Source organism: Cupriavidus oxalaticus (assembly GCF_038900635.1).
In the GTDB taxonomy this organism is placed as follows: domain Bacteria; phylum Pseudomonadota; class Gammaproteobacteria; order Burkholderiales; family Burkholderiaceae; genus Cupriavidus; species Cupriavidus oxalaticus_B.
On record NZ_JAYMRX010000017.1, the window covers coordinates 37840 to 59617 of the forward strand.

The 21778-nt window shown below is 68.0% G+C and carries 19 protein-coding genes; 7 read left to right on the plus strand and 12 right to left on the minus strand.

Features of this window, described 5'->3' with window-relative positions; translation table 11 throughout:
• Positions 1-4: 4 nt before the first annotated feature.
• The 4 genes from VSR71_RS23595 (at position 5) to VSR71_RS23610 (ending at position 4302) form a co-directional block, all read left to right on the plus strand.
• Positions 5-889 carry a branched-chain amino acid ABC transporter permease gene (locus VSR71_RS23595; RefSeq protein WP_342916222.1) on the plus strand — a complete coding sequence of 295 codons (885 nt, stop codon included), beginning with the start codon at positions 5-7 and terminating at the stop codon, positions 887-889.
• Positions 889-1905: a branched-chain amino acid ABC transporter permease gene (locus VSR71_RS23600; protein WP_342916223.1), complete on the plus strand. Its 1017-nt coding sequence runs from the start codon at positions 889-891 to the stop codon at positions 1903-1905. The genes VSR71_RS23595 and VSR71_RS23600 overlap by 1 nt, the downstream gene beginning before the upstream one ends.
• Before the next feature lie 151 nt (positions 1906-2056).
• The gene (locus VSR71_RS23605) at positions 2057-3193 is read left to right on the plus strand and encodes an FAD-dependent monooxygenase (RefSeq protein ID WP_342916224.1); all 1137 of its coding nucleotides are present in this window, start codon (positions 2057-2059) and stop codon (positions 3191-3193) included.
• 266 nt (positions 3194-3459) lie between these two features.
• Positions 3460-4302 carry an IclR family transcriptional regulator gene (locus tag VSR71_RS23610; RefSeq protein ID WP_342916225.1) on the plus strand — a complete coding sequence of 281 codons (843 nt, stop codon included), beginning with the start codon at positions 3460-3462 and terminating at the stop codon, positions 4300-4302.
• 84 nt (positions 4303-4386) lie between these two features.
• Here VSR71_RS23610 and VSR71_RS23615 read toward each other — a convergent pair whose 3' ends face one another.
• From VSR71_RS23615 to VSR71_RS23645, 7 genes are all read right to left on the minus strand, one after another.
• Positions 4387-5394: a tripartite tricarboxylate transporter substrate binding protein gene (locus tag VSR71_RS23615; RefSeq protein WP_342916226.1), complete on the minus strand. Its 1008-nt coding sequence runs from the start codon at positions 5392-5394 to the stop codon at positions 4387-4389.
• Positions 5395-5402: 8 nt separating this feature from the next.
• Positions 5403-6230 (minus strand): IclR family transcriptional regulator, encoded by an 828-nt coding sequence (locus VSR71_RS23620; protein WP_342916227.1) that lies wholly within the window; start codon positions 6228-6230, stop codon positions 5403-5405.
• A 608-nt stretch (positions 6231-6838) separates the two neighbouring features.
• The gene (locus VSR71_RS23625) at positions 6839-7573 is read right to left on the minus strand and encodes a CoxG family protein (protein WP_342916228.1); all 735 of its coding nucleotides are present in this window, start codon (positions 7571-7573) and stop codon (positions 6839-6841) included.
• Positions 7563-8039, minus strand: a complete 477-nt coding sequence (locus VSR71_RS23630; RefSeq protein ID WP_342916229.1) for a (2Fe-2S)-binding protein — start codon at positions 8037-8039, stop codon at positions 7563-7565. The genes VSR71_RS23625 and VSR71_RS23630 overlap by 11 nt, the downstream gene beginning before the upstream one ends.
• A gap of 9 nt (positions 8040-8048) precedes the next feature.
• Entirely contained in the window at positions 8049-8915 is an 867-nt protein-coding gene (locus VSR71_RS23635) for a xanthine dehydrogenase family protein subunit M (RefSeq protein ID WP_342916230.1), read from the minus strand.
• Positions 8908-11229 carry a xanthine dehydrogenase family protein molybdopterin-binding subunit gene (locus VSR71_RS23640; RefSeq protein WP_342916231.1) on the minus strand — a complete coding sequence of 774 codons (2322 nt, stop codon included), beginning with the start codon at positions 11227-11229 and terminating at the stop codon, positions 8908-8910. The genes VSR71_RS23635 and VSR71_RS23640 overlap by 8 nt, the downstream gene beginning before the upstream one ends.
• Before the next feature lie 63 nt (positions 11230-11292).
• Positions 11293-12237 (minus strand): tripartite tricarboxylate transporter substrate binding protein, encoded by a 945-nt coding sequence (locus tag VSR71_RS23645; protein ID WP_342916325.1) that lies wholly within the window; start codon positions 12235-12237, stop codon positions 11293-11295.
• A gap of 369 nt (positions 12238-12606) precedes the next feature.
• Between VSR71_RS23645 and VSR71_RS23650 the strand changes: the two genes are divergently transcribed.
• The gene (locus tag VSR71_RS23650; protein WP_342916232.1) at positions 12607-13122 is read left to right on the plus strand and encodes a MarR family winged helix-turn-helix transcriptional regulator; all 516 of its coding nucleotides are present in this window, start codon (positions 12607-12609) and stop codon (positions 13120-13122) included.
• A gap of 43 nt (positions 13123-13165) precedes the next feature.
• On the opposite strand, the gene VSR71_RS23655 is transcribed toward VSR71_RS23650, so the two are convergent.
• Positions 13166-14065: a LysR family transcriptional regulator gene (locus VSR71_RS23655; RefSeq protein WP_342916233.1), complete on the minus strand. Its 900-nt coding sequence runs from the start codon at positions 14063-14065 to the stop codon at positions 13166-13168.
• 104 nt (positions 14066-14169) lie between these two features.
• Between VSR71_RS23655 and VSR71_RS23660 the strand changes: the two genes are divergently transcribed.
• Both VSR71_RS23660 and VSR71_RS23665 read left to right on the plus strand, forming a co-directional pair.
• Complete coding sequence (locus VSR71_RS23660) at positions 14170-15342, plus strand: TauD/TfdA family dioxygenase (RefSeq protein ID WP_342916234.1); 1173 nt, start codon at positions 14170-14172, stop codon at positions 15340-15342.
• 60 nt (positions 15343-15402) lie between these two features.
• The gene (locus tag VSR71_RS23665; RefSeq protein ID WP_342916235.1) at positions 15403-16356 is read left to right on the plus strand and encodes a tripartite tricarboxylate transporter substrate binding protein; all 954 of its coding nucleotides are present in this window, start codon (positions 15403-15405) and stop codon (positions 16354-16356) included.
• 69 nt (positions 16357-16425) lie between these two features.
• On the opposite strand, the gene VSR71_RS23670 is transcribed toward VSR71_RS23665, so the two are convergent.
• The 4 genes from VSR71_RS23670 to VSR71_RS23685 all read right to left on the minus strand — a co-directional run bounded on the left by VSR71_RS23670 (position 16426) and on the right by VSR71_RS23685 (position 21547).
• Positions 16426-17847, minus strand: a complete 1422-nt coding sequence (locus VSR71_RS23670; RefSeq protein ID WP_428979456.1) for an MFS transporter — start codon at positions 17845-17847, stop codon at positions 16426-16428.
• 237 nt (positions 17848-18084) lie between these two features.
• Entirely contained in the window at positions 18085-19041 is a 957-nt protein-coding gene (locus tag VSR71_RS23675; RefSeq protein WP_342916236.1) for a PDR/VanB family oxidoreductase, read from the minus strand.
• A gap of 29 nt (positions 19042-19070) precedes the next feature.
• The gene (locus VSR71_RS23680; protein WP_342916237.1) at positions 19071-20045 is read right to left on the minus strand and encodes a VOC family protein; all 975 of its coding nucleotides are present in this window, start codon (positions 20043-20045) and stop codon (positions 19071-19073) included.
• A gap of 23 nt (positions 20046-20068) precedes the next feature.
• Entirely contained in the window at positions 20069-21547 is a 1479-nt protein-coding gene (locus tag VSR71_RS23685; RefSeq protein ID WP_342916238.1) for an aldehyde dehydrogenase, read from the minus strand.
• Between the last annotated feature and the right edge of the window lie 231 nt (positions 21548-21778).

The window sequence follows — 21778 nt, forward strand, 5'->3', positions numbered from 1 at the left end:
ACCCATGAACCTGTTTGAAATTTCCCTGCCCGCGCTGCTGTCGCAACTGCTGCTGGGGCTCGTCAATGGCGCCTTCTACGCCATGCTGAGCCTGGGCCTGGCCGTGATCTTCGGCCTGCTCAACGTCATCAACTTTGCCCACGGCGCGCTGTTCATGCTGGGCGCGGTGCTGGCCTGGGCCGGCATGTCGTACGCCGGCCTGAGCTACTGGGCGATGCTGGCACTGGCGCCGCTGGCGGTGGCCGGCGTCGGCGTGGCAATCGAGAAGACCATGCTGCGCTGGATCTACAAGCTCGACCATATCTACGGCCTGTTGCTGACGCTGGGCATCACGCTGGTGATCGAAGGCGTGTTCCGTTCGGTCTACGGCGTTTCCGGCCTGCCCTACGCCCCGCCCGAAGCGCTGCAAGGCGCGTCGGACCTTGGCTTCATGCGGTTGCCGAATTACCGCGTGTGGGTGGTGGCGGCGTCGCTGGTGGCCTGCCTGTCGACCTGGTACGTGATCGAGAAGACCAGGCTGGGCGCCTACCTCCGTGCCGGCACCGAGAACCCGAAGGTGGTCGAGGCATTCGGCGTCAACGTGCCGCGGATGGTGACGCTGACCTACGGCTTCGGCGTCGCGCTGGCGGGCTTCGCCGGCGTGCTGGCGGCGCCGGTGATGCAGGTGTCGCCGCTGATGGGGCAGAACCTGATCATCGTCGTGTTCGCGGTGGTGGTGATCGGCGGCATGGGTTCGATCCTCGGCGCGATCCTGACTGGCCTGGGGCTGGGCGTGATCGAGGGGCTGGCCAAGGTGGTCTACCCCGAGGCGTCGTCGACGGTGGTATTCGTGGTCATGGTGGTCGTGCTGCTGCTGCGCCCGGCCGGACTGTTTGGAAAGGAGAGGTGATGAACGGATCGACTATCGCTACCCTCGGGCTGCAGCCTGCACAGGCCGCGCGCCGCCTGCCGCGGCGCGCTCTCTACGGCGCGCTGCTGGCTTGCCTGCTGGCCGCGCCGCTGGCCGGCGCCTATCCGGTATTCGTGCTCAAGGTGCTGTGCTTCGCGCTGTTTGCCTGCGCGTTCAACCTGCTGATCGGCTATGCCGGCCTGCTGTCGTTCGGCCATGCGGCGTTCTTCGGCGGTGCCGGCTACGCGGCCGGCCATGCCATGAAGGTCTGGGGCGTGACGCCCGAGATCGGACTGATCCTGGGCACGGCCACCGGCGCGCTGATCGGCTACGTGGTCGGCTCGCTGGCGATCCGCCGCCAGGGCATCTACTTCTCGATGATCACGCTGGCGCTGGCGCAGATGCTGTTCTTCATCTGCCTGCAGGCGCCGTTCACCGGTGGCGAGGACGGGCTGCAGGGCATCCCGCGCGGCAAGCTGTTCGGCGTGCTGCCGCTGTCGGACGACCTGACGCTGTACTACGTGGCGCTGGCGATCGTGGTGGCGGCGTTCGCGCTGATCGTGCGCACGGTGCACTCGCCGTTTGGCCAGATCCTGAAGGCGATCAAGGAGAACGAGCCGCGCGCGATTTCGCTGGGCTATGACGTCGACCGCTTCAAGCTGGCGGCCTTCGTGCTGTCGGCGGCGCTGGCGGGGCTGGCGGGTTCGATCAAGGCGCTGGTGCTGGGCTTCGAGACCCTCAGCGACGTGCACTGGTCGATGTCGGGACTGGTGATCCTGATGACGCTGGTCGGCGGCCTGGGCACCTTGTCGGGCCCGATCGTCGGCGCCTTCGTGATCGTGGCGCTGGAGAACAAGCTCGGCGATATCGGCAGCGTGCTGGCCTCCGCCACCGGGATCCAGTGGTTCAACGGGCTGGGGGAATCGGTGTCGATGGTGACCGGCGTCATCTTTGTCGTCTGCGTACTGGCCTTCCGCAAAGGCATGGTCGGGAGCTTCGGCCGACAGCCGGATTAGGCACTTGTTACCAAGCGTTAACCCTTGGTTGACGCTCCAGCCCACGCGCGCATAGACTTTTTATGAACATATAGTTCATTTATGAACATAACAGGTCAGCGCGCGCCCCACCGGTTCCGGAACGCCTCGCTGGCGTTACCGGAACGGCAACATGACTTTGAAGATCGGCATCAACGGCGCCGGCATCGGCGGCCTGGCCGCGGCCATCGCGCTGCGCAAGCTCGGCCTCGACGCGGTGGTTTATGAGCAGGCGCCGCGCTTTGCCCGCGTCGGGGCGGACATCAACCTGACGCCCAACGCGGTGCGCGCGCTGGACGGCCTGGGCGTCGGCGGCGCCCTGCGCGAGACCGCGGCGCGGCCTTCGCACCGGATCAGCCGCACATGGGATACCGGCGCGGAAACCTCGCGCCTGCCGATGCAGGAAGACGCCGAGCGCCGCTACGGCGCCCCGCAGCTCACCATGCATCGCGCCGACCTGATGACCGCGCTCGAGGCCGCGGTGCCCGCTGCGAACGTGCGCCTGGACCACAAGGCCGTGGCAATCGCGCCGGACGCCGACGGCGCCACGCTGCGCTTTGCCAATGGCACGGAAGAACGCGTCGACGTGCTGGTCGGCGCCGACGGCATCCACTCCACGGTGCGCACCGCGCTGCTCGGCCAGGAAAGCCCGATCTTTACCGGCGTGGTCGCGTACCGCGCCGTGGTGCCCGCCGAAAAGCTGGCCGGCGTGCCAAACCTTGGCGCCTTCACCAAGTGGTGGGGTCCGGATGCCGCCACGCAGATCGTCACCTTCCCGCTCAATCGCGGCCGCGACATCTTTATCTTTGCCACCGTGGCGCAGGAAACATGGCGGCACGAGTCGTGGACCACGCCGGGCCGCGTGGAGGACTTGCGCAGCGCTTATGCCGGCTTCCATCCGGAGGCGCGCGCACTGCTCGATGCCTGCGACGAGGTGCTGATTTCCGCGCTGTACGTGCGCGACCCGCTGCCGCAGTGGTCGCGCGGCCCGGTCACGCTGCTGGGCGATGCCTGCCATCCGATGATGCCGTTCATGGCGCAGGGCGCCGGCATGGCGATCGAGGATGGCGTGGTGCTGGCGCGCTGCCTGGCCGATGCGGCGAAGGATGGCGCTGCCGCCGTGCCCGCGGCGCTGGCCCGCTACCAGGCCGCGCGCCACGAGCGCACCAGCCGCATCCAGATCGGCTCGCGCAGCAATGCGTGGCTCAAGGAAGGCGGCAATGCCGACTGGGTGTACGATTACGACGCCTGGAACGTGGCGCTGGGGTGAACGTACGCTGGCGGTTTGCTCCCCTCTCCCGCACGCGGGAGAGGGGCCGGGGGTGAGGGCAGGCGGTGGCATACCGACGCGGTTTACTTCGTGGACGCTCCGGCCCTCACCCCCACCCCTCTCCCACTGCGCGGGAGAGGGGAGCGTTTGCCAAGGATGATGGCAAATGGCAACGCCTTCGCAGACCGACGGCCCTCGCGATTGGATTATTGCCACCAGCCTGACGGCCGCGCGCGCGGCCGTCTTCCGCTAACAGTAAAACCTGAATGCCCAAGTCCCGCCCGCCGACCGACCTCGACCCAGACGACAGCGCCGAAACCGAAGACGCCCGCGAAGCCCAGCTGGTCTCGCCGGTGATCCGCGGCCTGCGCCTGCTGCGCTATATCGCCGAAGGCGGCTCCACCGCCAACCTGAGCGAGGTCGGACGCCGCATCGACGTGAACCGCGTCACCGTGATGCGGCTGCTGGACACGCTCGAGCACGAAGGCATGGTCGAACGGCTGCCGCATGGCGGCCACCAGGTCGGCTTCAATTTCCTCAAGCTCGCGTCGCGCGTGCTGGCATCGAACGACCTGACCAGCCTGGCCGCGCGCGTGCTGGCAAGGCTGAGCGGCTCGCTGCAGCTGTCCGCATACCTGGTGGTGCGCGACGGCGGCCATGCGCTCTACCTGCTGCGCCACATGCCGGCGGCCACGCTGGTCAGCAATATCCAGGTCGGCAGCCGCGTGCCGGCGCATCTGACCACGCCTGGCCGCATGCTGATTGCCGGCCTGCCGCCGGAAACACTGAGGGAGTTGCTGGGCCCGGACCCGCTGCCGACCGTGACCGGGCAGAGCCCGGCCACCCATGCCCGCCTGGCCGATATCCTTGCCGCCGACCGAGAGCGCGACTGCGCCTGGAGTTTTTCGGCCTACGAACTCGGGATCGATTCGTGCGCGGCACCGGTGCGCGGCGCCGATGGCGAAGTCGTCGCCGCGCTCAGCGTGGCGGGACCGCAGCAGTGTTTCGAGCAGGACGGCACGCTGCGCGAACGCGTGCAGAAGGAAGTCAAGGCGGCGGCGCGCGACCTGTCGGCGCTGCTGGGTTACCGTCCTGAGCGCCAGCGCTGAGTCCCAACGGCTCGCGCCGATCGCCACCGTTTGCTGCCATCTGCCCCCGCCATCTGCCCCCGCCGTCTGCCCCCGCCGTTGCCCCTATTCCGCGGTAATCCCGTACTCGCGGATCACCTTTGCCCACGACGCGGTTTCCTGCCGGATGCGCGCGTCGAGCACCTGCGGCGTGCTGCCGGCCGGTTCCATGCCCTGGCGCTGCAGTTCCGCGCGCACAGCCGGCGTAGCCAGCAAGGCGCGCACGTCGGCGCTCAGCGCATCCGCCGCCGCCGGCGGCGTGGCCTTGGGCACCAGCAGCGCATACCAGGAACTGACATCGATGCCGGGCACGCCCTGCTCCGCCAGCGACGGCACGCCCGGTGCCGCCGGCGAGCGTTTAGCCTGCGTCACGGCCAGCGCGCGCAGCTGGCCCGACTGGATGAAGGGCGCCAGCGTCGGCCAGGTGCCGAACAACATAGGTACTTGCCCGCCGACCACGTCGTTGAGCGCCTGCGTGGTGCCCTTGTACGGCACGTGCAGCAGCGCAATGCCGGCCTTGTGGCGGAACAGCTCGCCCGCCAGGTGCAGCCCGCTGCCGACGCCGGGACTGGCGTAGCCCAGCGGCTTGCCGCTCTTGTCGGCCTGCTGCGCCAGCTTGACCAGCTCCTGCACGCTGTTCGCCTTGACCGACGGATGCACCGCCAGCACGTTGGGCGAGCCCGCCAGCAGCGACACCGCGCGGAAATCGCGTTCGACGTTGTACGTCAGGGCCGGCATCAGCGTGGGATTGATGGTGAGGTTTCCGGCCGGCGCCACCAGCAGCGTGCAGCCGTCGCCAGGCGCGCGCCGCACGGTGTCGATGCCGATATTGCCGTTGGCGCCAGGCTTGTTGTCGACCACGAAGGGCGTGCCGCGCTTCTGCTGCAGGCCGTGCGCGAGCGTGCGCGCCAGCTGGTCGGCCGGGCCGCCGGCGGGAAACGGCACCACGATGCGCACGCTGGCGCAGCTGGCCGCCTGCGCTGCGGGCCACGGCATGGCCGCCGCCACGACGATTGCCGCGCGCAGCCATTGGCGCCGGCGCGCAGAATTCTTCGGTTGCCCGGATTGCTGCATGTTGCTGCCTATACAAACGGTTTCGGCATGACCGGACGGTAGTCGAGCAGGCGCGACAGCTCGGCCGCGGCCTGGCGGACTTTCTCGACCATGCCGTCCAGCTGGTCGGGTTCGATGCGCGCGGCGGGGATGGTTGCACCGAGCGCCGCCACCACCTTGCCGGTGCGGTCGCGCACCGGCGCCGCGATGGTAGAGATGCTGGCCTCGAAGAAGCCCTCATGCAGCACGTAGCCACGCTCGCGGTCGCGCTGGACCATTTCGTACAACTCCTTGACCGTGCGCGGGGTGCTCTCCGAATACACTTCGAGCCGCTCTTCCGGGTACAGCGCCCGCAGTTCTTCCAGCGTCAGGTCCTCCAGCAGCACCCGGCCCAGCACGGTTGCATGCGCCGGCAGCCGCGTGCCGACGTTGACCGTGCTGGCGAACGGCCGCGCCGCCACCGACTTGGCCACGTACACGATCGAGCGCCCGTCGCGCACCACCAGGTTGCACGGGTAGTGGATCTCGTCGCGCAGCCGGTCGAGCAGCGGACGGCCCAGCTCGGTCAGTTCCAGCGAGGCCCGGTAGTCAAACCCCAGCCGCAGCACCGCCATGCCCAGGCGGAATTCGCGCCCGCCATCGGTGCGCTCGACAAATCCCATCATTTCAAGCGTGGCCAGCAGCCGGAACACGGTCGAGCGCGGCACCTTCAGGCGGCGCGCCAGGTCGGCGGCGGACAGGGTGCGCTCGCGGCTGCTGAACTCGCCCAGCAGCCGCAGGCCGCGCTCCAGGCCGGGCACGATGTACTTGTCCTGGCCGCTGTCCTTGTCGTCCTCTTGCGGCGTATCGGTGGTCATGGTCTGTCTCTGCAGGTTTCGGTCTTGGCGTAACGCACTCATATATCACGCCTGAAGGCGATAGGGTAACCGTTCTGCGGACGAAGCCTTTCTTTGGGGGCCGGGCTTGTGGGCTTGACTAGCGACACTTCGTTGAGGCGCCGGCCCTCACCCCCGGCCCCTCTCCCGCAAGCGGGAGAGGGGAGCAAACAGGCGGGCCCGGACGGCTGTTGGGTTCACCAGCGATAGCGCCAAGCGAGCGCAGCGACGCGTTCCGTGCCCGAGCCCATGACCTGAGATGCTGCCGGCGCGCAGCGCAGCCGTAGGCGTTCCTGCCACGCCGCCAGCAGCAGGGGCCACCCACAGCTCTGGGCTAGTTCAAACATCACGTCAATCCCGAGCCACGGTAGCGCACCAAGGCGTCAGGCAGCCCCGCTCTGCAACGAAGCCAAGCCCCGTACGAAAACCCCGGCACACTACGATAAGAGTGGCCGCCCGCAGGGCAGTAAACGCGCTTTTTGGTGACTTTTTGTCACGGACAAAAAGTTACCCGCCCTTCAGGGCGGAACCGGGCGTCTCAAATATCTACCAGATGCCAAGCCGAAGCACCCAGCAACCCCAAAACAACCTCACCGCAAATACTCCCTCAACCAAGCCGCACACTGCTCCCCCTGCGCCGCAGGCCACCGCACCACGATCGTCTCGTCGCGACGCCGCAACTCCACGCAAATATCGCTCAGCGGCCCACGCGCCGCATCGCCACGCCCGAGCAGCCGCGCGAACAGGCCGGGCGCAGCCGGCGGCGGCAGCACCACATGGCCATTGACGGCAGGCGCGGCGCAGAGTGGCGGGTGCATAGGCGCGGACTGCTGCAGCTTGGCTACCGCATGCGGTTGTGATTGAGCTTGCCCTTGCCCCTGCGGCGACAACCGCCCCAACAGGTTGGCACCAAACTCATCCCACATCCGATCCGCCTTGGTCTTCATCACGCTCAGCCCGAACGTGCCGAGCCGCCCCAATACATCCACCTGCACTTTGATGCGAAGCTGCGTCGAGCCATCCTCCTGCCCGGTCAGGAAGATCTCGCTCGACTGGCGCAGCGAACTCGCCACCGATGCGTCCTCGCCGGTTCCCTCGGTGCGCAGGTAATGCGGCGCGCGGGTCTCCACGATCTTCGTATGCAGACGGAAGCGCGCGTTGATGAAGGCGATCTTCACCGCCATATGCGCGATGTACTCGACATCGCTGAGCACCTCGATCGATTCCATGCCGGGCACGCAGGCGCCCATCACGTTGGGGTCGAGCAGCAGCTCCCACACGCGCGCCGGCGGCGCCGCGGTCACAAGGGTCTTTTCAATTTCCACGCATTTTCTCCGCGGCGGACAGCACGGATTCGACGATGCCGACATAGCCGGTGCAGCGGCACAGGTTGCCGTTCAGGCCGTGGCGGACCTCGTCTTCCGTCAGGTTGGGATTGTTGGCAAGCAGCGCGCACGACGCCATCAGGATGCCGGGCGTGCAATAGCCGCACTGCAGCCCGCCGTTGTCCATGAAGCACTGCTGCAGCGGATGCAGCTGGCCATCGGCGGCCAGCCCTTCCACCGTCATCACATGGCGCCCGCGCGCCTGCACGGCAAGCATCAGGCAGGACTTGACCACCTCGCCGTCGACCAGCACGGAGCAGGCGCCGCAGATGCCGGTCTCGCAGCCGCGCTTGGTGCCGGTCAGGTTGAGGTCGTCGCGCAGCAGGTCGGAGAGCAGGCGCCGGGCCGGCACTTCCACCTGTTGTTCCTCACCGTTGACGGTGAGCTCGATACTGACTTTGTTCATGGCGATTCCTTACTCTGAAGCCACGCCGAACAGCCCGGCAATGGTGCGGCGCGCAACCACGCGCACCATCTCGCGGCGGTACGTGTCCGAGCCGCGCATGTCCGAGACCGCGTTGATGTCCGCGGCGACGATGGCGGCCGCCTCGGCGGCCAGCTCAGCCGTTACGGCCTTGCCCGCGAGCAAGGCTTCGGCGCGGCGCAGGCGCGCCGGGATCGGCGTCGACGCGCCCACTGCCAGCCGGGCCTCCACGCAGAATGCGCCTTCGCGGCGCACCGCCAGCGCCACGCTGGCCAGCGGCCGGTGCTCGGCGGCAGTGCGCAGGAAGCGCGCATAGCGGCCGTCGGCGCCCGCGCCCGGCGCGGGCAGGCGGATCTCCGTAAGCACCTCGTCGGGCGCCAGCGCGGTAACGTAGTAGTCGACCAGGAAGTCTTCGATGGCGATCACGCGCTCGCCGCCGCTGCCGCTGACCACAATCTGTGCTCCCAGCGCCATCAGGCAGCCGGGCGGATCGGTAGCCGGATCGGCGTAGCAGATGTTGCCGCCGATGGTGCCCTGGTTGCGCACCTGCGGGTTGGCCACGCGCGCGGCCATGCTGGCCAGCATCGGGTAGTGCGCCTGCACCAGCGGCGAACGGGCCACTTCGGCATGCAGCGTCAGCGCGCCGATGCGCAGGCCTTCGCGCGCATCGAAGCTGATACCGCGCAGCGTTTCCAGCCGCCCCAGCGATACCAGGTGACTGGGTGTCAGCATGCGCTGCCGCATGCCGAGCATCAGCGCGGTGCCGCCGGCAAGGACGCGGCAGCTGTCGCCAAGGTCGGCCAGCATGCGGCTGGCTTCGGCCACCGTCGCGGGCTCCAGGAATTCGAAATCACGCATGGGCGGCCTCCGCATTCTTGTGCTCGCTCTGCTGCTGCAATGCGCGCAAACCCGCCAGCACCTTCTCCGGCGTGATCGGCAGCGACTGGATGCGCACGCCCACGGCATCGAACACGGCATTGGCGATCGCGGCCGCGCCCGGCAGGATCGCCGTCTCGCTGGCACCCTTGGCGCCGTACGGCCCGTTGGGATCGTTCGATTCGACCACGTCGGTGCGCAGCATCGGCACGGCATCGGCGGTCGGCATGGTGTAGTCGGCGAAGTTGCCGTTCATCAGACGGCCTTCCTCGTAGTGCAGGTTTTCGTACAGCGTCCAGCCGATCGCCTGCACTGTGGCGCCGTGGGTCTGGCCATGCACCTCGAGCGGGTTGATGGCCTTGCCGCAGTCGTCGGCGACAAAGCTGTCGATCACGGTGACCTGGCCGGTGCAGGTGTCGACTTCCACCTCGACCGCCTGCGCCGCAAACGAGTGCGACGGCGCGACGTTGCCGTAGTAGTCGGCGTCGTGCATCACGGTGGGCGCGTCATAGGTGGCACGCACATGGATGCCTTCGCCGCCGTGGCGGAAGATGTGCAGGCGCGCGATCTCGGCCAGCGTGGCGGACTTGTCAGGCTGCCCGGATGCAACGATGCGGCCATCGGCAATCGTCAGGCGCTCGGCCGCGACGCCGAGCTTTTCCGCCGCCAGCGCCAGCAGCTTGTGCCGCGCCTCGCGCGCGGCGCGCAGCGCCGCGTTGCCGGCAATGATGGTCACGCGCGACGCCAGCGATCCCAGGCAGAACGGCGCGGTGTCGGTGTCGGGCACCATCACGGTTACATGCGACAGCGGGATGCCCAGCTCCTGCGCGCAGATCTGGCTGAGCATGGTGTTGGCGCCCTGCCCCATGTCGCATTCGCTCGTCTGCAGCATCACGCGGCCGTCTTCGTTGACCTTGAGCAGGATGGTCGAGCCGTCCCAGTTGCCCAGCGTGCGATTGCCGCTGACGTGCATCGCCGCGGCGATGCCAACGCCGCGCCGGCGCGTGCCGGTCCCGCGCGCAGCGGAGTCCCGGGTGAAGCGCTTCTGGTCCCAGCCGATCGCCTTGCGCGTCATTTCCAGGCACTCGAGCATGCCAGTGCTGCTGATCTTCCAGCCATGCACGCTGGTCGCACCGGCGGGAATCGCATTGCGCTTGTGGACTTCAATCGGGTCGATACCGAGCATCCCGGCGAGCACGGTCAGATGGCAGTTCAGCGGAAACTGCATCTGCTGCCCGCCGAAACCGCGGAACGCACCGCGCGGCGGATTGTTGGTATAGGCCATCACCGCGTGCGAGCGCACGTTCTGCACCTGGTGCATGTTGTCGCTGCGCATGGCGGTGACGTGCATCACGTCGCCGGCGAGGCCGGAATACGCGCCGCATTCGGCGGTGATGCGCACATCCTTGGCCACGATCATGCCGTCTGCGGACAGGCCCATACGCAACCACACCGTCATCGGCACGCTGGCGCGCGCGCCCTGGAAGTCCTCCAGCCGGTTGTTGACGAGCCGCACCGGCCGGTCCAGCTTGCTCGCCAGGAACGCACAGATCAGGCTGTTGTTCTCCTCGACGATCTTGGCGCCAAAGCCACCGCCGGTGGTGGCCTGCACCACGCGGATGGTCGACACCGGCCGCTCCAGCGCCTCGGCCAGCCGCATGCGCGCCAGGAACACCGACTGGGTCGAGGCCCACAGCGTCAGCCGGCCATTGCCGTCCTGCGCGGCGACCGAGGCCATCGGCTCGAGGTAGCCCGGGTACTGCGAATGCATTTCGTAGGTGGCCTCATACACGACGGCGGCTCCGGCGAAGCCCGCTTCCGCGTCGCCACGCTCGATCCGCATTTCGTGGCCGATATTGCGCGTGCCGGCGTGCAGTTCCGGCGCGCCCTCGCCCAGCGCAGCCGCCGGCGTCAGCAATGCCGGCAGCGCTTCGTACTCGACGCGGATCAGGTCCAGCGCATCGCGCGCCACCTCGTCGCTGACGGCCACCACGGCCGCCACTTCCTCGCCCACGTGGCGCACCACGCCGCAGGCCAGGATGCGCTGCTCCTTGCGGTGCGGTCCCCAGTTGCGGGCGGGCACGTCGTACCCGGTCACCACCAGCTTCACGCCGGGCAACGCGCGCGCCGCCGAGGTGTCGATGCCCACGATGCGCGCATGCGGGTGCGGGCTGCGCAGTACCTTGGCGTGCAGCATGCCGGGCAGCTTGATGTCGCCGGCATACTGCGCGCGCCCCATGACCTTTTCCCGCGCGGTCACTTGCGCCGTGGACGTTCCCACGATGGCCTTGCTCATGCCGGCCTCCTGCGTGTCGTGTTGCAAATAGCGTGTTGCATGAATGCGATGCGCTGGCCGCCCTCATTCAGCGGTGATGCCGAGGTCGCGGATCACCTTGCCCAGGCGCTCGTAGTCGCCCGCGTTGACCTTGTCGAGCGCCGCCGGCGCCCCGCCCACCGGGCTGGCGCCGAAGGTGGCCATCTTCTCGGCCACGTCCGGCAGGCGGATGACTTCATTGAGCTGCTGGTTCAGCACCTTGACCACTTCGGGCGGCGTGCCCCTGGGCGCCATCACGCCGTGCCAGGCGCCGACCACCACGTCCTTGTAGCCAAGCTCGGCCAGCGTCGGCACGTTGGGCAGCAGCGGCGAGCGCTTCGCGTCCGTGATCGCCAGCGGGATCAGCCGGCCGGTGTTGATGTACTGCGCCACCGGCCCCAGCGTGACGTAGGCGAAGTTCACATGCCCCGCCACCACGTCGTTGACCGCGGGTGCCACGCCCTTGTACGGCACGTGCTGGATCTTCACGCCGGCGGCGCGGTTCAGCATTTCGCCGGCGATATGCATCGGCGACCCGGCACCCGGGCTGCCGTAGGTAAAGGTCTTGCCCGCCCTGGCCGCCGCGATCATCTCCGGCACGGTCTTGACGCCCGCGGCCGGGTTGGCCACCAGCAGCACCGCCTGCACCGCGGTCTGGATCACCGGCGTGAATCCGTGCAGCGGGTCGTAGCTGGCGGCGGGCGCCAGTTTGAGCACCATCGGCGCAAGCGTGAACGGGTTCGGCGTGTAGAGCAGCGTGTAGCCGTCGGCCGGCGCGCGACTGACAAAGCTGGCGCCGACCACCCCGCCGGCGCCGGGGCGGTTCTCGACGATCACCGGCTGCTTGAGGCGCGCGGACAGCTTGTCGGCATACAGCCGCGCCATGGCGTCGGTATCGCCGCCGGGCGGATAGGCCACGACCATGGTCACGGTCTTTGCCGGATAGGCCGCGGCCACCGCGCTGCCCGCGACAAGCGCGAGCGCGGCCATGGCAGTGGCGGCAAGGAAGAGGCGGCGGGGGCGATCATGTCTCATCAACAGCTCCTGTGGGGTGCATTCGCGGCGTTGGAGTGGGCTGTTGTGCACACCGCGAAAAACAGGGTTGGCTTGGCGTTACAACGCTGGCGGTTGTTTTATTGGTAAAACGCGTGTTCGCATCAGGAACACACCTACTGTATGCGGCCGATATTGACAACTCAACTTACTGAAATTACCAATTGACTTTTGTTACCTTATTAGTGATTTTTCCTGGTGGCAATGACGAGACATTAGCGCCGGACACGCTACCGGCTGTGAGACAATCTGGCCCGCCCACCGGCACGGACCCAGTCCGGCCGGCACACCAGACAAGAGGACCGCATGCCCCGTGACGCCGCGCCCGCCCAGGGCCAGCCCGCGCCAGACCTGACCGCCAGCCCCTGGACCGACCTCGACGAGGCCGGCAGTGGCCTGACCGTCGACAATTTCCTGACCACCATGCTGAGCCAGCTGGTGACCGCGCTGCGCAGCACGGTCACCAAGCCCTACGCCGAGCAATTCGGCCTGACCGTGCCGGAGTGGCGCATCCTGGCACTGCTGGCGCATGCGAAAGAACTGCCCTTCTCCGAGCTGGTCACGCAATCGACGTCGGACAAGGCGCTGGTCAGCCGCACGCTGCGGCTGCTGGAAGACCGCGGGCTGGTCCGGCTGACTTCGGCCGGCAACACCCCGCGCAAGAAGCTGATCTGCGCTATCACCGAAGCCGGAGCGACGCTGCACGACCAGGTGATGCCGCTGGCACGCAAGGGCCAGGCGGAAGTCATCCGGATGCTGTCGCCGGCAGAACGTGAGGCGGTTTATCAGGGGCTGCGCAAGCTGCTGCGCGCGCAGGCCTGAGCGGAAAAGAACGGAAAGAAACGGAAAAGGAGACCGGCCCGCCTCAGTGCCGCCCGGCCACCTGCTGGCGCTGGTAGGCCGCCAGCGTCAGCCGCATCGCCTCTCGCACCGCCGCCACCGAGCGGTTATCGTCATCGCCCTTGCGCGTCACCATTGACATGGTCAGCACCGGCGCTCCGCGGCCCAGCCGCACCAGGCGCACGGGGTAGTTCTGCACCAGTGTCGGATCGGGGCCCTGCAGGATCGACACCCCCAGCCCCCCGCTGACCATCGCCACGATGGCCGGCGCACTGTCGAATTCCAGCGTGCCGCGGATTTCGGACACGTGCGCATGCACGTATTGCGCCGCCATGGCGCCTGACACGGTATTGCGGTCGTAGCGAATCCAGTCGTACAGGCGGAACAGCGAGGCCACGTTTGTCTCGGTCGCGCCAGGCGGCGCGATCAACACCAGTTCGCGCCGCAACATCGGCGCCCAGCGCAGCCGTGCCGAACCTCCCGTTGCAGGCTGCGCCACCAGCGCGGCATCGATATCCCCGGCCTTGACCGATGCGGTGAGCGTGCTGCTGCGCCCGCGCACCAGGCGCAGCTCGAGCCGGGGATGCCGTTCGCGCACATGGCGAACGATGCCGGGCAACACAATCGGCTGCAGCGACTCGATCACCCCGAGCCGCACCACCCCCTCTACCGTCAGGCCGCTCCCGGCCCGCAACGCCTCCAGGTTCTGCAGCGCCTGGCGCATGGTGTCCGCCACCTCATGCGCAAGCTGGTTCGGCCGCGCCTGCAGCCCGGAGCGGTCGAACAGCGGCTTGCCCAGGTATTGCTCGAGCTGCTTCATCTGCATGCTGACGGCGCTGGGCGTGATGTTGGCCTGGCGCGCCGCGCCGGCGAACGTGCCGGTTTCCAGCACGCCTTCAAGCGTATGGAAGGTCTCGATCTTCATCAAAAACCCTTATGAAGTAACTCAAATAAGTTCGCTTTTCTAATGATAGGGCACCTCGCTAGACTGGCTCGCCATGTCACGCACAACACGGAGGAGACCCCAGCATGCCAGCCATCGCCGCATCCCGACGCCCCCTGCCCTGGACCGCCCGGCAAGCCCGCGAGGACCGCTCGTGGGTCCTGCCCATGAACGAGACCGAGATCCAGGGCATGCGCGATGCACTCAATCACGCCAGGACGCTGGACAAGCCGCTGCTCGACATGGTCCAGGCCGACTTCCCGCTGAACGCGGCGGCGCGCGGCGTGCTCGATCGCGCCATCGCCATTACGCAGGGCGGCTGGGGCATGTGCCTGGTCAAGGGCTTTCCGGTGGACGTGTGGACCGAGGAAGAATCGCGGCTGGCCTACTGGGGCATGAGCCTGTACATGGGCGTGGGCCGCACGCAGAACCGCGCCAGCCAGTTCATGAACGATGTGCGCAACGAAGGCGGCGAATACAAGGTCAAGGGTGGCCGCGGCTACAACACCAACGCCGGGCTGGACTTCCACCAGGACTCATGCGACGTGGTCGGGCTGCTGTGCCGCCGCACCGCCAAGGCTGGCGGCAGCAGCAAGGTGATCAGCTCGCTCGCGCTGCATGATGAAGTGCAGCGCCGGCGCCCGGACCTGATCCCGGTGCTCAAGACGCCCTTCTTCCACAGCTACCAGGGTACGCAGGATCCTGTGCAGCCGCCGTTCTACCGCTGCCCGATCTTCGGCAGCCATCCGGAGTACTTCTCCGCGCGCGCCAACCGCAAGAACACCGATGCCGCGCAGCGCGACTTTGCCGAGGTGCCGCGCCTGACCCCGGCGCAGATCGAAGCGCTGGACCTGCTCGACGAACTGATGCCGAGCGACCAGCTGTGCTTCACCATGGAACTGGAACAAGGCGACATGCAGCTGCTGAACAACTACGTCACGCTGCATTCGCGCACGCCGTTCGAAGACTACGAAGATCCGGACCGCAAGCGCCACCTGTTCCGCCTGTGGCTGGCCGTGCCAGGCTCGCAGCCGTTGCCCGACGACTGGAAGGAGTACTTCGGCGACGTGCGCGCGGGTGCGGTGCGCGGCGGCGTGCGCGGCAGCGCCATCACGCAGGCCTTTCTCGACTACGAGGAACGCCAGGCGGCCGCTCTCGGCATGCTGTTCGAACCCTGGCGTCCGCTGGTGCGACAGGAAGACATGACCCGCATCCTGGCCGGACATACGGCCAGCCAGTCCGAGACGGCTGCCGCATAAGCGCCGCCGCCGGCGATCCCCCCATCGCCAGGACCATAACGAGAGAAACGGAGACAAACCATGCAACGACGCGAATTCCTCGCGCTGCTGGCAGCCGGCACGTTGCTGCCGGCCGGCCTGCGTGCCGCGCCTGCGGTCACCAGGGTGCTGGTCGGCGCGACGCCGGGCGGCGGCACCGACCTGGTGGCCCGCGCGCTGGCCGCCGAACTGGAGCAACGCCTCAGGCAATCCTTCATCGTCGAGAACCGCGGCGGTGCGGCTGGCAATATCGCCGCGACCGCCGTGGCCAAGGCCGATCCCGATGGCAGCACGCTGCTGCTCAGCTACACCAGCCACGCGATCAATCCCGCGCTGTTCGAGAAGAAGCCGTTCGATCCGCTCAAGGACTTCACGCCAGTGTCGCTGATCGCCAGCTCGCCGCTGCTGCTGGTGTCGCGGCCGGACCTGGGCGCGAACAACGTGCGCGAACTGATCGCGCTGGCCAAGTCCCGGCCCGGCAAGCTCAGCCTTGCCGTGGCCGGCATCGGCAGCGCCAACCACCTGGCCGGCGAAATGCTCAAGCATGAGGCCGGTATCGATCTTGTCAGCGTGCCTTACAAGGGCGCGGCACCGGCCGTGGCCGACGTGGTTGCCGGCCAGGCGGACCTGCTGCTGGGCAACGTCGCCACGGTGCAGCCGCTGTTGCTGGCCGGCAAGGTCAGGGGACTGGGTGTGAGCAGCCCGAAGCGGCTGGCCGCGTTTCCGGATGTAGCGCCGATCGCCGACGTGGTTGCCGGATTCGACTACAGCTCGTGGTACGGGCTGCTCGGCCCCGCCGGCATGCCGGCCGACGTGGTGGCGCACCTGGAGAAAGCGGTGCGGGCCGCGGTGGCATCGCCGGCGATGCGCAAGCGGCTGAGCGGCGAGGGCCTGGTGCCAGTGGGCAATGACGCCGCGCAGTTCAGGCAGTTCCTTCAGGGCGAGATCGCCCGCTGGGCGAAGGTCGTAGCCGTCACCGGCACGCGCATGAGCTGAAGCAAAGAAAAAAGGCCGCCCCGGATCCGGGCGCGGCCTTCAAAATGAACGGGACGAGCACGCGCCCGTTCAGACCTCCAGTTCCTCCAGCACCTGGCCCTTGGTCTCGATGCCGAAGAAGTGAACGGTGAGCGCCGCCAGTGCGGGGACCACGGCCAGCGCGAAGAACGCCACATTGAGCGTGCCGTTGCCGATGGTGCCGGCGATCAGCGTCGGCGCGAAGATCGCGGCCAGCTTCAGCCAGGCGCCACCGAGCCCGCAGCCCATGGCGCGCACGCTGGTCGGGTACAGCTCGGGCGTATAGACGTACGCGGTGATGAAGCCGCTGGCCAGGAAGCCCATCGCCAGCGCGCAGAAGGTCGCCACCACGTACACCGACGACGCGTGGAACACGCCGGCCAGCACCAGCGACAGCGCGCACAGCAGGAACGACACGTTGATCACCGGCTTGCGGCCGACCTTGTCGACGATCATCGCGCACACCAGCGAGCCGACCACGCCCAGCACCGAAGCGCCCGCGGCCAGGTTCAGCGCCAGTTGCAGCGGCGCGTGGTAGACGGTCTTGTAGACCGTGGGCAGCCACGTCGACAGGCCGTACTGGATAAAGCCGCAGGTCGCCCACAGCATCCACACCGCGATGGTGCGGCCCAGATAGGCCTTGCTGACGAGGTCGCGCACGCGGCGGCGCGGGTGCTGGGTCATGCGGTCGTAGGCGCTGGCGTTCTGCGGCGGCGGCAGCGGGCCCCTGGCGCGCGCCTCGAAGGCGCGCAGCGCGGCGTCGGCTTCTTCCAGGCGGCCCTTCTCGGCCAGCCAGCGCGGCGATTCGGGAATCACGCGCTTCAGGATGAAGAACAGCACCAGCGGCACGCCGCCGATGAAGTACATCACCTCCCAGCCGTAGTGCGGCACCAGCCAGGCACCGACGCCGTTGGACACCATCAGGCCGATCGGGAACACCACCTCGTACAGCAGCACGAAGCGCCCGCGACCGTGCGCGCGCGTGACTTCGTTGATATAGGTGGCGGCGACCGGCAGTTCGCCGCCGAGGCCCAGGCCCTGCACGATGCGCAGGAACAAGAAGATCTCGAACGACGGCGCCAGGCCGCAGGCAATGCTCATCAGGCCGATGATGCCCGCGCTCCAGCCGATCGAGCGCAACCGCCCGAAGCGCTCGGCCAGCCCCGGGAACAGCAGCGCCCCGACCAGCTGGCCGACCGACGGCGCCGCGATCAGGACGCCGATCTGCACCGGCGTCAGCGACCACTGCGCGATCAGCAGCGGCAGCGTGGCGGCAATAGCGATGACGTCGAAGCCGTCGAAGAAGGTGGCCAGGCCGATCAGCAGCCGGGCGCGGATATGCATGGCGTTGCCCGGCATCCGTTCGATGCGGGCGACGATGTTGCCGCGCGTGACCGCGCCGCCGCGGGCGGTGGCCGCGGCGCTCTGGCCGGCACTGTCGGCCGTGGTCACGATACCTGCGGTGGCGGCCACCGGTGCGCCGGGGGACGCTGCGTCTTGTCTCTGGGTGAACACGGTACTTCTCGGTTGATTCTGGGGACGGCCCGCTTGCGGGAGGTTTGCTCCCCTCTCCCGCTTGCGGGAGAGGGGCCGGGGGTGAGGGGCGGCGGCTCTAACGGCGTGGTGCCTTGCCAAACCACCCCTCACCCTGCCCTCTCCCCATGAGGGGAGAGGGGAACACCGTCGGTGTTCAGTGAGTGTGCGGCAGGATTACAAATCCAGCACCAGCTTGCTGCCCTTGCACCCCGACACGCACACCATCATGGTCTTGTTGCTGGCGCGCTCGCTGTTGCTCAGCACGCTGTCGCGGTGGTCGGGGCAGCCTTCCAGCACGGAGGTCTCGCACGAGCCGCACACGCCTTCGCGGCAGCTGTACTCGACTTCCACGCCGGAATCGAGCAGCGCATCGAGCAGCGACTTGCCCGACGGTACCTTGACCAGAGAGCCGGTGCGCGACAGCTGCACCACGTATTCGCCTTCCTGCACCGCCTCGGTCGACGGGTCGGCGGCAAAGCGCTCGATATGGACGTTGGGGTAGGCATGCGCCTCGCACGCGGCCTCGAACGCATTCAGCATCGGGCCGGGGCCGCAGCAGTAGAAGTGCGTCTGCACGTCCTGACCGCCCAGCATGGCCTTCAGGTCCGGCGGCGCGCCCGCTTCGTCGTCGAAATGGAAGCGCACCGCGTCGCCGTAGGCCGACAGCGTTTCGACGAACGCCGCCTCGGCGCGCGAACGCGCGCAGTAGACCAGCGTGAACGACTTCCCCAGCTCCGCCAGCCGGCGCGCCATGCAGACGATCGGCGTGACGCCGATGCCGCCGGCCACCAGCACGGTGTGCGCGGCGCTCTCGTCCAGCTCGAAGTTGTTGCGCGGCGCGCCCACCGTCAGCGTGGCACCCACGCGCAGCTGCTCGTGCACGTAGCGCGAGCCGCCGCGACTGCCGCGGTCCAGCAGCACGCCCACGGTGTAGCGGTTGCGCGCTTCCGGCGCGCCGCACAGCGAGTAGCTGCGCACCAGGCCGTTGCCCAGGTGCAGGTCGATATGGGCGCCCGGGCTGTACTCGGGCAGGGTCTTCCCTTCGGGATCTTGCAGTTCGATGCTGACCACGCCGCGCGCTTCGTAGCGCATGGCCTGGACGCGCAGGGTCAGGGACTGGTGGGCACTCATTGCTGCTTCCTTCTGTTGCGCTTCTCTGCTTACCGCTTCTCGGTCAGGAACTTGCCTGCCGGGCCGCCCGCGTTCTTCTGGCGGCGCGTATTGCCGTCGATGCCGCCCTCGATCGCCCATTCGGCGAACATGGTCGGGCCCGGCTCGAAGGCGCGCGGCTCCCAGTGTTCGTCGAGCTGGTCTTCATCGGCGTAGTACTCGATCAGGCCGCCGGCGGGGTTCTTGAAGTACCAGAAGTAAGCCGAAGAAATCGGATGCCGGCCCGGGCCAAGCTGCGTGTCCCAGCCCTTGCGCGAGACGTGCATGCCGCCGCCGAACACTTCATGGATATCGCGCACGGTGAAGGCGACATGGTTCAGGCCGCTCTTCGGTTCCGGCAGCTGCAGCAGGAACAGGTCGTGGTGGCCGCCGTCCGCCGTGCAGCGCAGGAACGCGCCGCGGTCCGGGTAGCGATCAGACGGCACGAAGCCGAACTTCTCCACATAGAACCGCTCGGTGGCCTTGACGTCCTTCACGAAGAACACCACGTGGCCGACTTCGATCGGCGTGGCGTGGTCGTAGATCGGGCTGCGCTGGTTCAGGCGCGGCTTGTCGTTCCACGTATTCATCAGCGCGCATTCGACCTGCACGTCATGCTTGCGCGTGACCTGGAAACGCACGGCCAGGCCGTTCGGATCGGTGCAGCCAATGCGCAGCGTGCCGCCTTCGCCTTGCCTGATGAAGCCCGGCGCATCGGCGATCGCGTCGGCCAGGTGATCGAGCGATGCCTGCGATTCGACACCCCACACCACTTCGCGCAGCGTCGGGCCAGCCTCGATCGCGGGCGGCAGCGAAGGATCGCCGATGCGGCGCACCAGCACGCGGCAGCCGTTCAGCGTTTCGAAGTCCAGGCCTTGCGCGTCGTCGCGCTTGATGGCCAGGCCCCAGTCCGAGAAAAAGCCACGGCAGGCGTCAAAGTCATCCGCGCCGTAGACGATCTCGTCGATTCCCAATACCTTGATCATTGCTTCTCTCCAGCCTGCCGGGTTCAGTGGTTGGCCCACGGCAGCGGTTGTTCGTTCAGGCCCCAGTACACGCTCTTCTGCTCCATGTACTGCAGGATGCCCAGCCGTCCCTTCTCGCGGCCCAGGCCGCTGTCGCGCCAGCCGCCGAACGGCGTCGCGATCGAGAACTGCTTGTAGGTGTTGATCCACACGTTGCCCGCCTGCACTGCACGTGCCACGCGCCACGCGCGCTTGTAGTCGCGCGTCCAGATGCCGGCAGCCAGCGCGTAGACGCTGTCGTTGGCCTGCTCGATCAGGTCGTCCTCGTCGTCGAACGGGATCGCCACCAGCACCGGGCCGAAGATCTCTTCCTGGCAGATGCGGGCGTTGTTGTCCAGGCCCTCGATGATGGTGGGCGTGTAGAAGTAGCCGTTGGGCAAACCGGCCACATCGGGGCGCACGCCGCCGGTGCGCAGTTGCCCGCCTTCATGCACGCCGGTCGCGACGTAGGATTCGATGCTGTCGCGGTGGCGATCGGTGATCAGCGGACCCATCTGGGTGCGTTCGTCGGCGGGATCGCCAACGCGCAGGTGCGCGGCACCGGCGGCGAGGCGGTCGATAAAGGCCTCGTACTGCGAACGCGCGACGAACAGGCGCGAGCCGGCGATGCACGACTCGCCCGACGAGCTGAAGATGCCGTACAGCACGCCGTTGACCGCGTGGTCGAGGTCGGCGTCGTCGAACACCATGGTCGGCGACTTGCCGCCCAGCTCCAGCGACACCGGCATCATCTTGTCGGCGGCGATATGCGCGATGTGCTTGCCGGTGGTGGTGCCGCCGGTGAACGACACGCGGCGCACCAGCGGATGCTTCGTGATGGCGTCACCGATCACCGAGCCCTTGCCGGGCAGCACGCTGATCAGGCCCTTGGGCACGCCGGCTTCTTCGCAGATGCGCGCCAGTTCCAGCGCCATCAGCGGCGTGACTTCGGCGGGCTTGACCACCACGGCGTTGCCGGCGGCCAGCGCGGGTGCCATCTTCTGCGCCTCGCTGGCGATCGGCGAGTTCCACGGCGTGATCGCCGCGACCACGCCCATCGGCTCGTAGACGCTCATGGTCAGGCAGTCGCCGCGCTGCGGCGTGATGGTTTCTTCCAGCGTTTCGCAAGCGGCGGCAAAGAACTGGAAGGTGCCGGCAGCGCTGGCCACCAGCGCGCGCGTCTCGCTGATGGGCTTGCCGTTGTCCAGGCGCTGGCGCTGGGCCAGCGGTTCGGCTTGCGCGCGGATCAGTTGGGCCACGCGGTACAGCACGGCGGCGCGCTCGTGCGGTTTGCGCTGAGCCCAGCCGCTGGTGAGAAAGGCGTGGTGGGCGCCCTGCACTGCCTCTTCCACGTCAGCCAGGCTCGCGGCGTTCAGTTCGGCGACGACTTCGCCGGTGGCCGGGTAGCGCGTGCCGTAGCGGTCGCCGGTGCCGAGGCGCCATTCGCCGGCGATGCAGATGGGGAGTACTTCTTGTGGGTTCATGTCGTTGCCTGCTATGTCTGTCGTTGCCTGGGCCCTGCTGCGGTCTCTTGCTGCGACGGCGTTGTCAAATGCTGCTGCGTAACTCCCCTCTCCCGCTTGCGGGAGAGGGGTGGGGGTGAGGGCTGGCGCTTCTCACGGAGTGCAGCGCCTCGTCCTTGGCACACACCGGCCCTCACCCCCGGCCCCTCTCCCGCTCGCGGGAGAGGGGAGCAAACCGGCAGCATGGATTGG

Coding starts and splice junctions, on each gene's coding strand:
- VSR71_RS23595 (WP_342916222.1), top strand. CDS start 5: ATGAACCTGTTTGAAATTTCCCTGCCCGCGCTGCTGTCGCAACTGCTG.
- VSR71_RS23600 (WP_342916223.1), top strand. CDS start 889: ATGAACGGATCGACTATCGCTACCCTCGGGCTGCAGCCTGCACAGGCC.
- VSR71_RS23605 (WP_342916224.1), top strand. CDS start 2,057: ATGACTTTGAAGATCGGCATCAACGGCGCCGGCATCGGCGGCCTGGCC.
- VSR71_RS23610 (WP_342916225.1), top strand. CDS start 3,460: ATGCCCAAGTCCCGCCCGCCGACCGACCTCGACCCAGACGACAGCGCC.
- VSR71_RS23615 (WP_342916226.1), bottom strand. CDS start 5,394: ATGCAGCAATCCGGGCAACCGAAGAATTCTGCGCGCCGGCGCCAATGG.
- VSR71_RS23620 (WP_342916227.1), bottom strand. CDS start 6,230: ATGACCACCGATACGCCGCAAGAGGACGACAAGGACAGCGGCCAGGAC.
- VSR71_RS23630 (WP_342916229.1), bottom strand. CDS start 8,039: ATGAACAAAGTCAGTATCGAGCTCACCGTCAACGGTGAGGAACAACAG.
- VSR71_RS23635 (WP_342916230.1), bottom strand. CDS start 8,915: ATGCGTGATTTCGAATTCCTGGAGCCCGCGACGGTGGCCGAAGCCAGC.
- VSR71_RS23640 (WP_342916231.1), bottom strand. CDS start 11,229: ATGAGCAAGGCCATCGTGGGAACGTCCACGGCGCAAGTGACCGCGCGG.
- VSR71_RS23645 (WP_342916325.1), bottom strand. CDS start 12,237: ATGGCCGCGCTCGCGCTTGTCGCGGGCAGCGCGGTGGCCGCGGCCTAT.
- VSR71_RS23650 (WP_342916232.1), top strand. CDS start 12,607: ATGCCCCGTGACGCCGCGCCCGCCCAGGGCCAGCCCGCGCCAGACCTG.
- VSR71_RS23655 (WP_342916233.1), bottom strand. CDS start 14,065: ATGAAGATCGAGACCTTCCATACGCTTGAAGGCGTGCTGGAAACCGGC.
- VSR71_RS23660 (WP_342916234.1), top strand. CDS start 14,170: ATGCCAGCCATCGCCGCATCCCGACGCCCCCTGCCCTGGACCGCCCGG.
- VSR71_RS23665 (WP_342916235.1), top strand. CDS start 15,403: ATGCAACGACGCGAATTCCTCGCGCTGCTGGCAGCCGGCACGTTGCTG.
- VSR71_RS23675 (WP_342916236.1), bottom strand. CDS start 19,041: ATGAGTGCCCACCAGTCCCTGACCCTGCGCGTCCAGGCCATGCGCTAC.
- VSR71_RS23680 (WP_342916237.1), bottom strand. CDS start 20,045: ATGATCAAGGTATTGGGAATCGACGAGATCGTCTACGGCGCGGATGAC.
- VSR71_RS23685 (WP_342916238.1), bottom strand. CDS start 21,547: ATGAACCCACAAGAAGTACTCCCCATCTGCATCGCCGGCGAATGGCGC.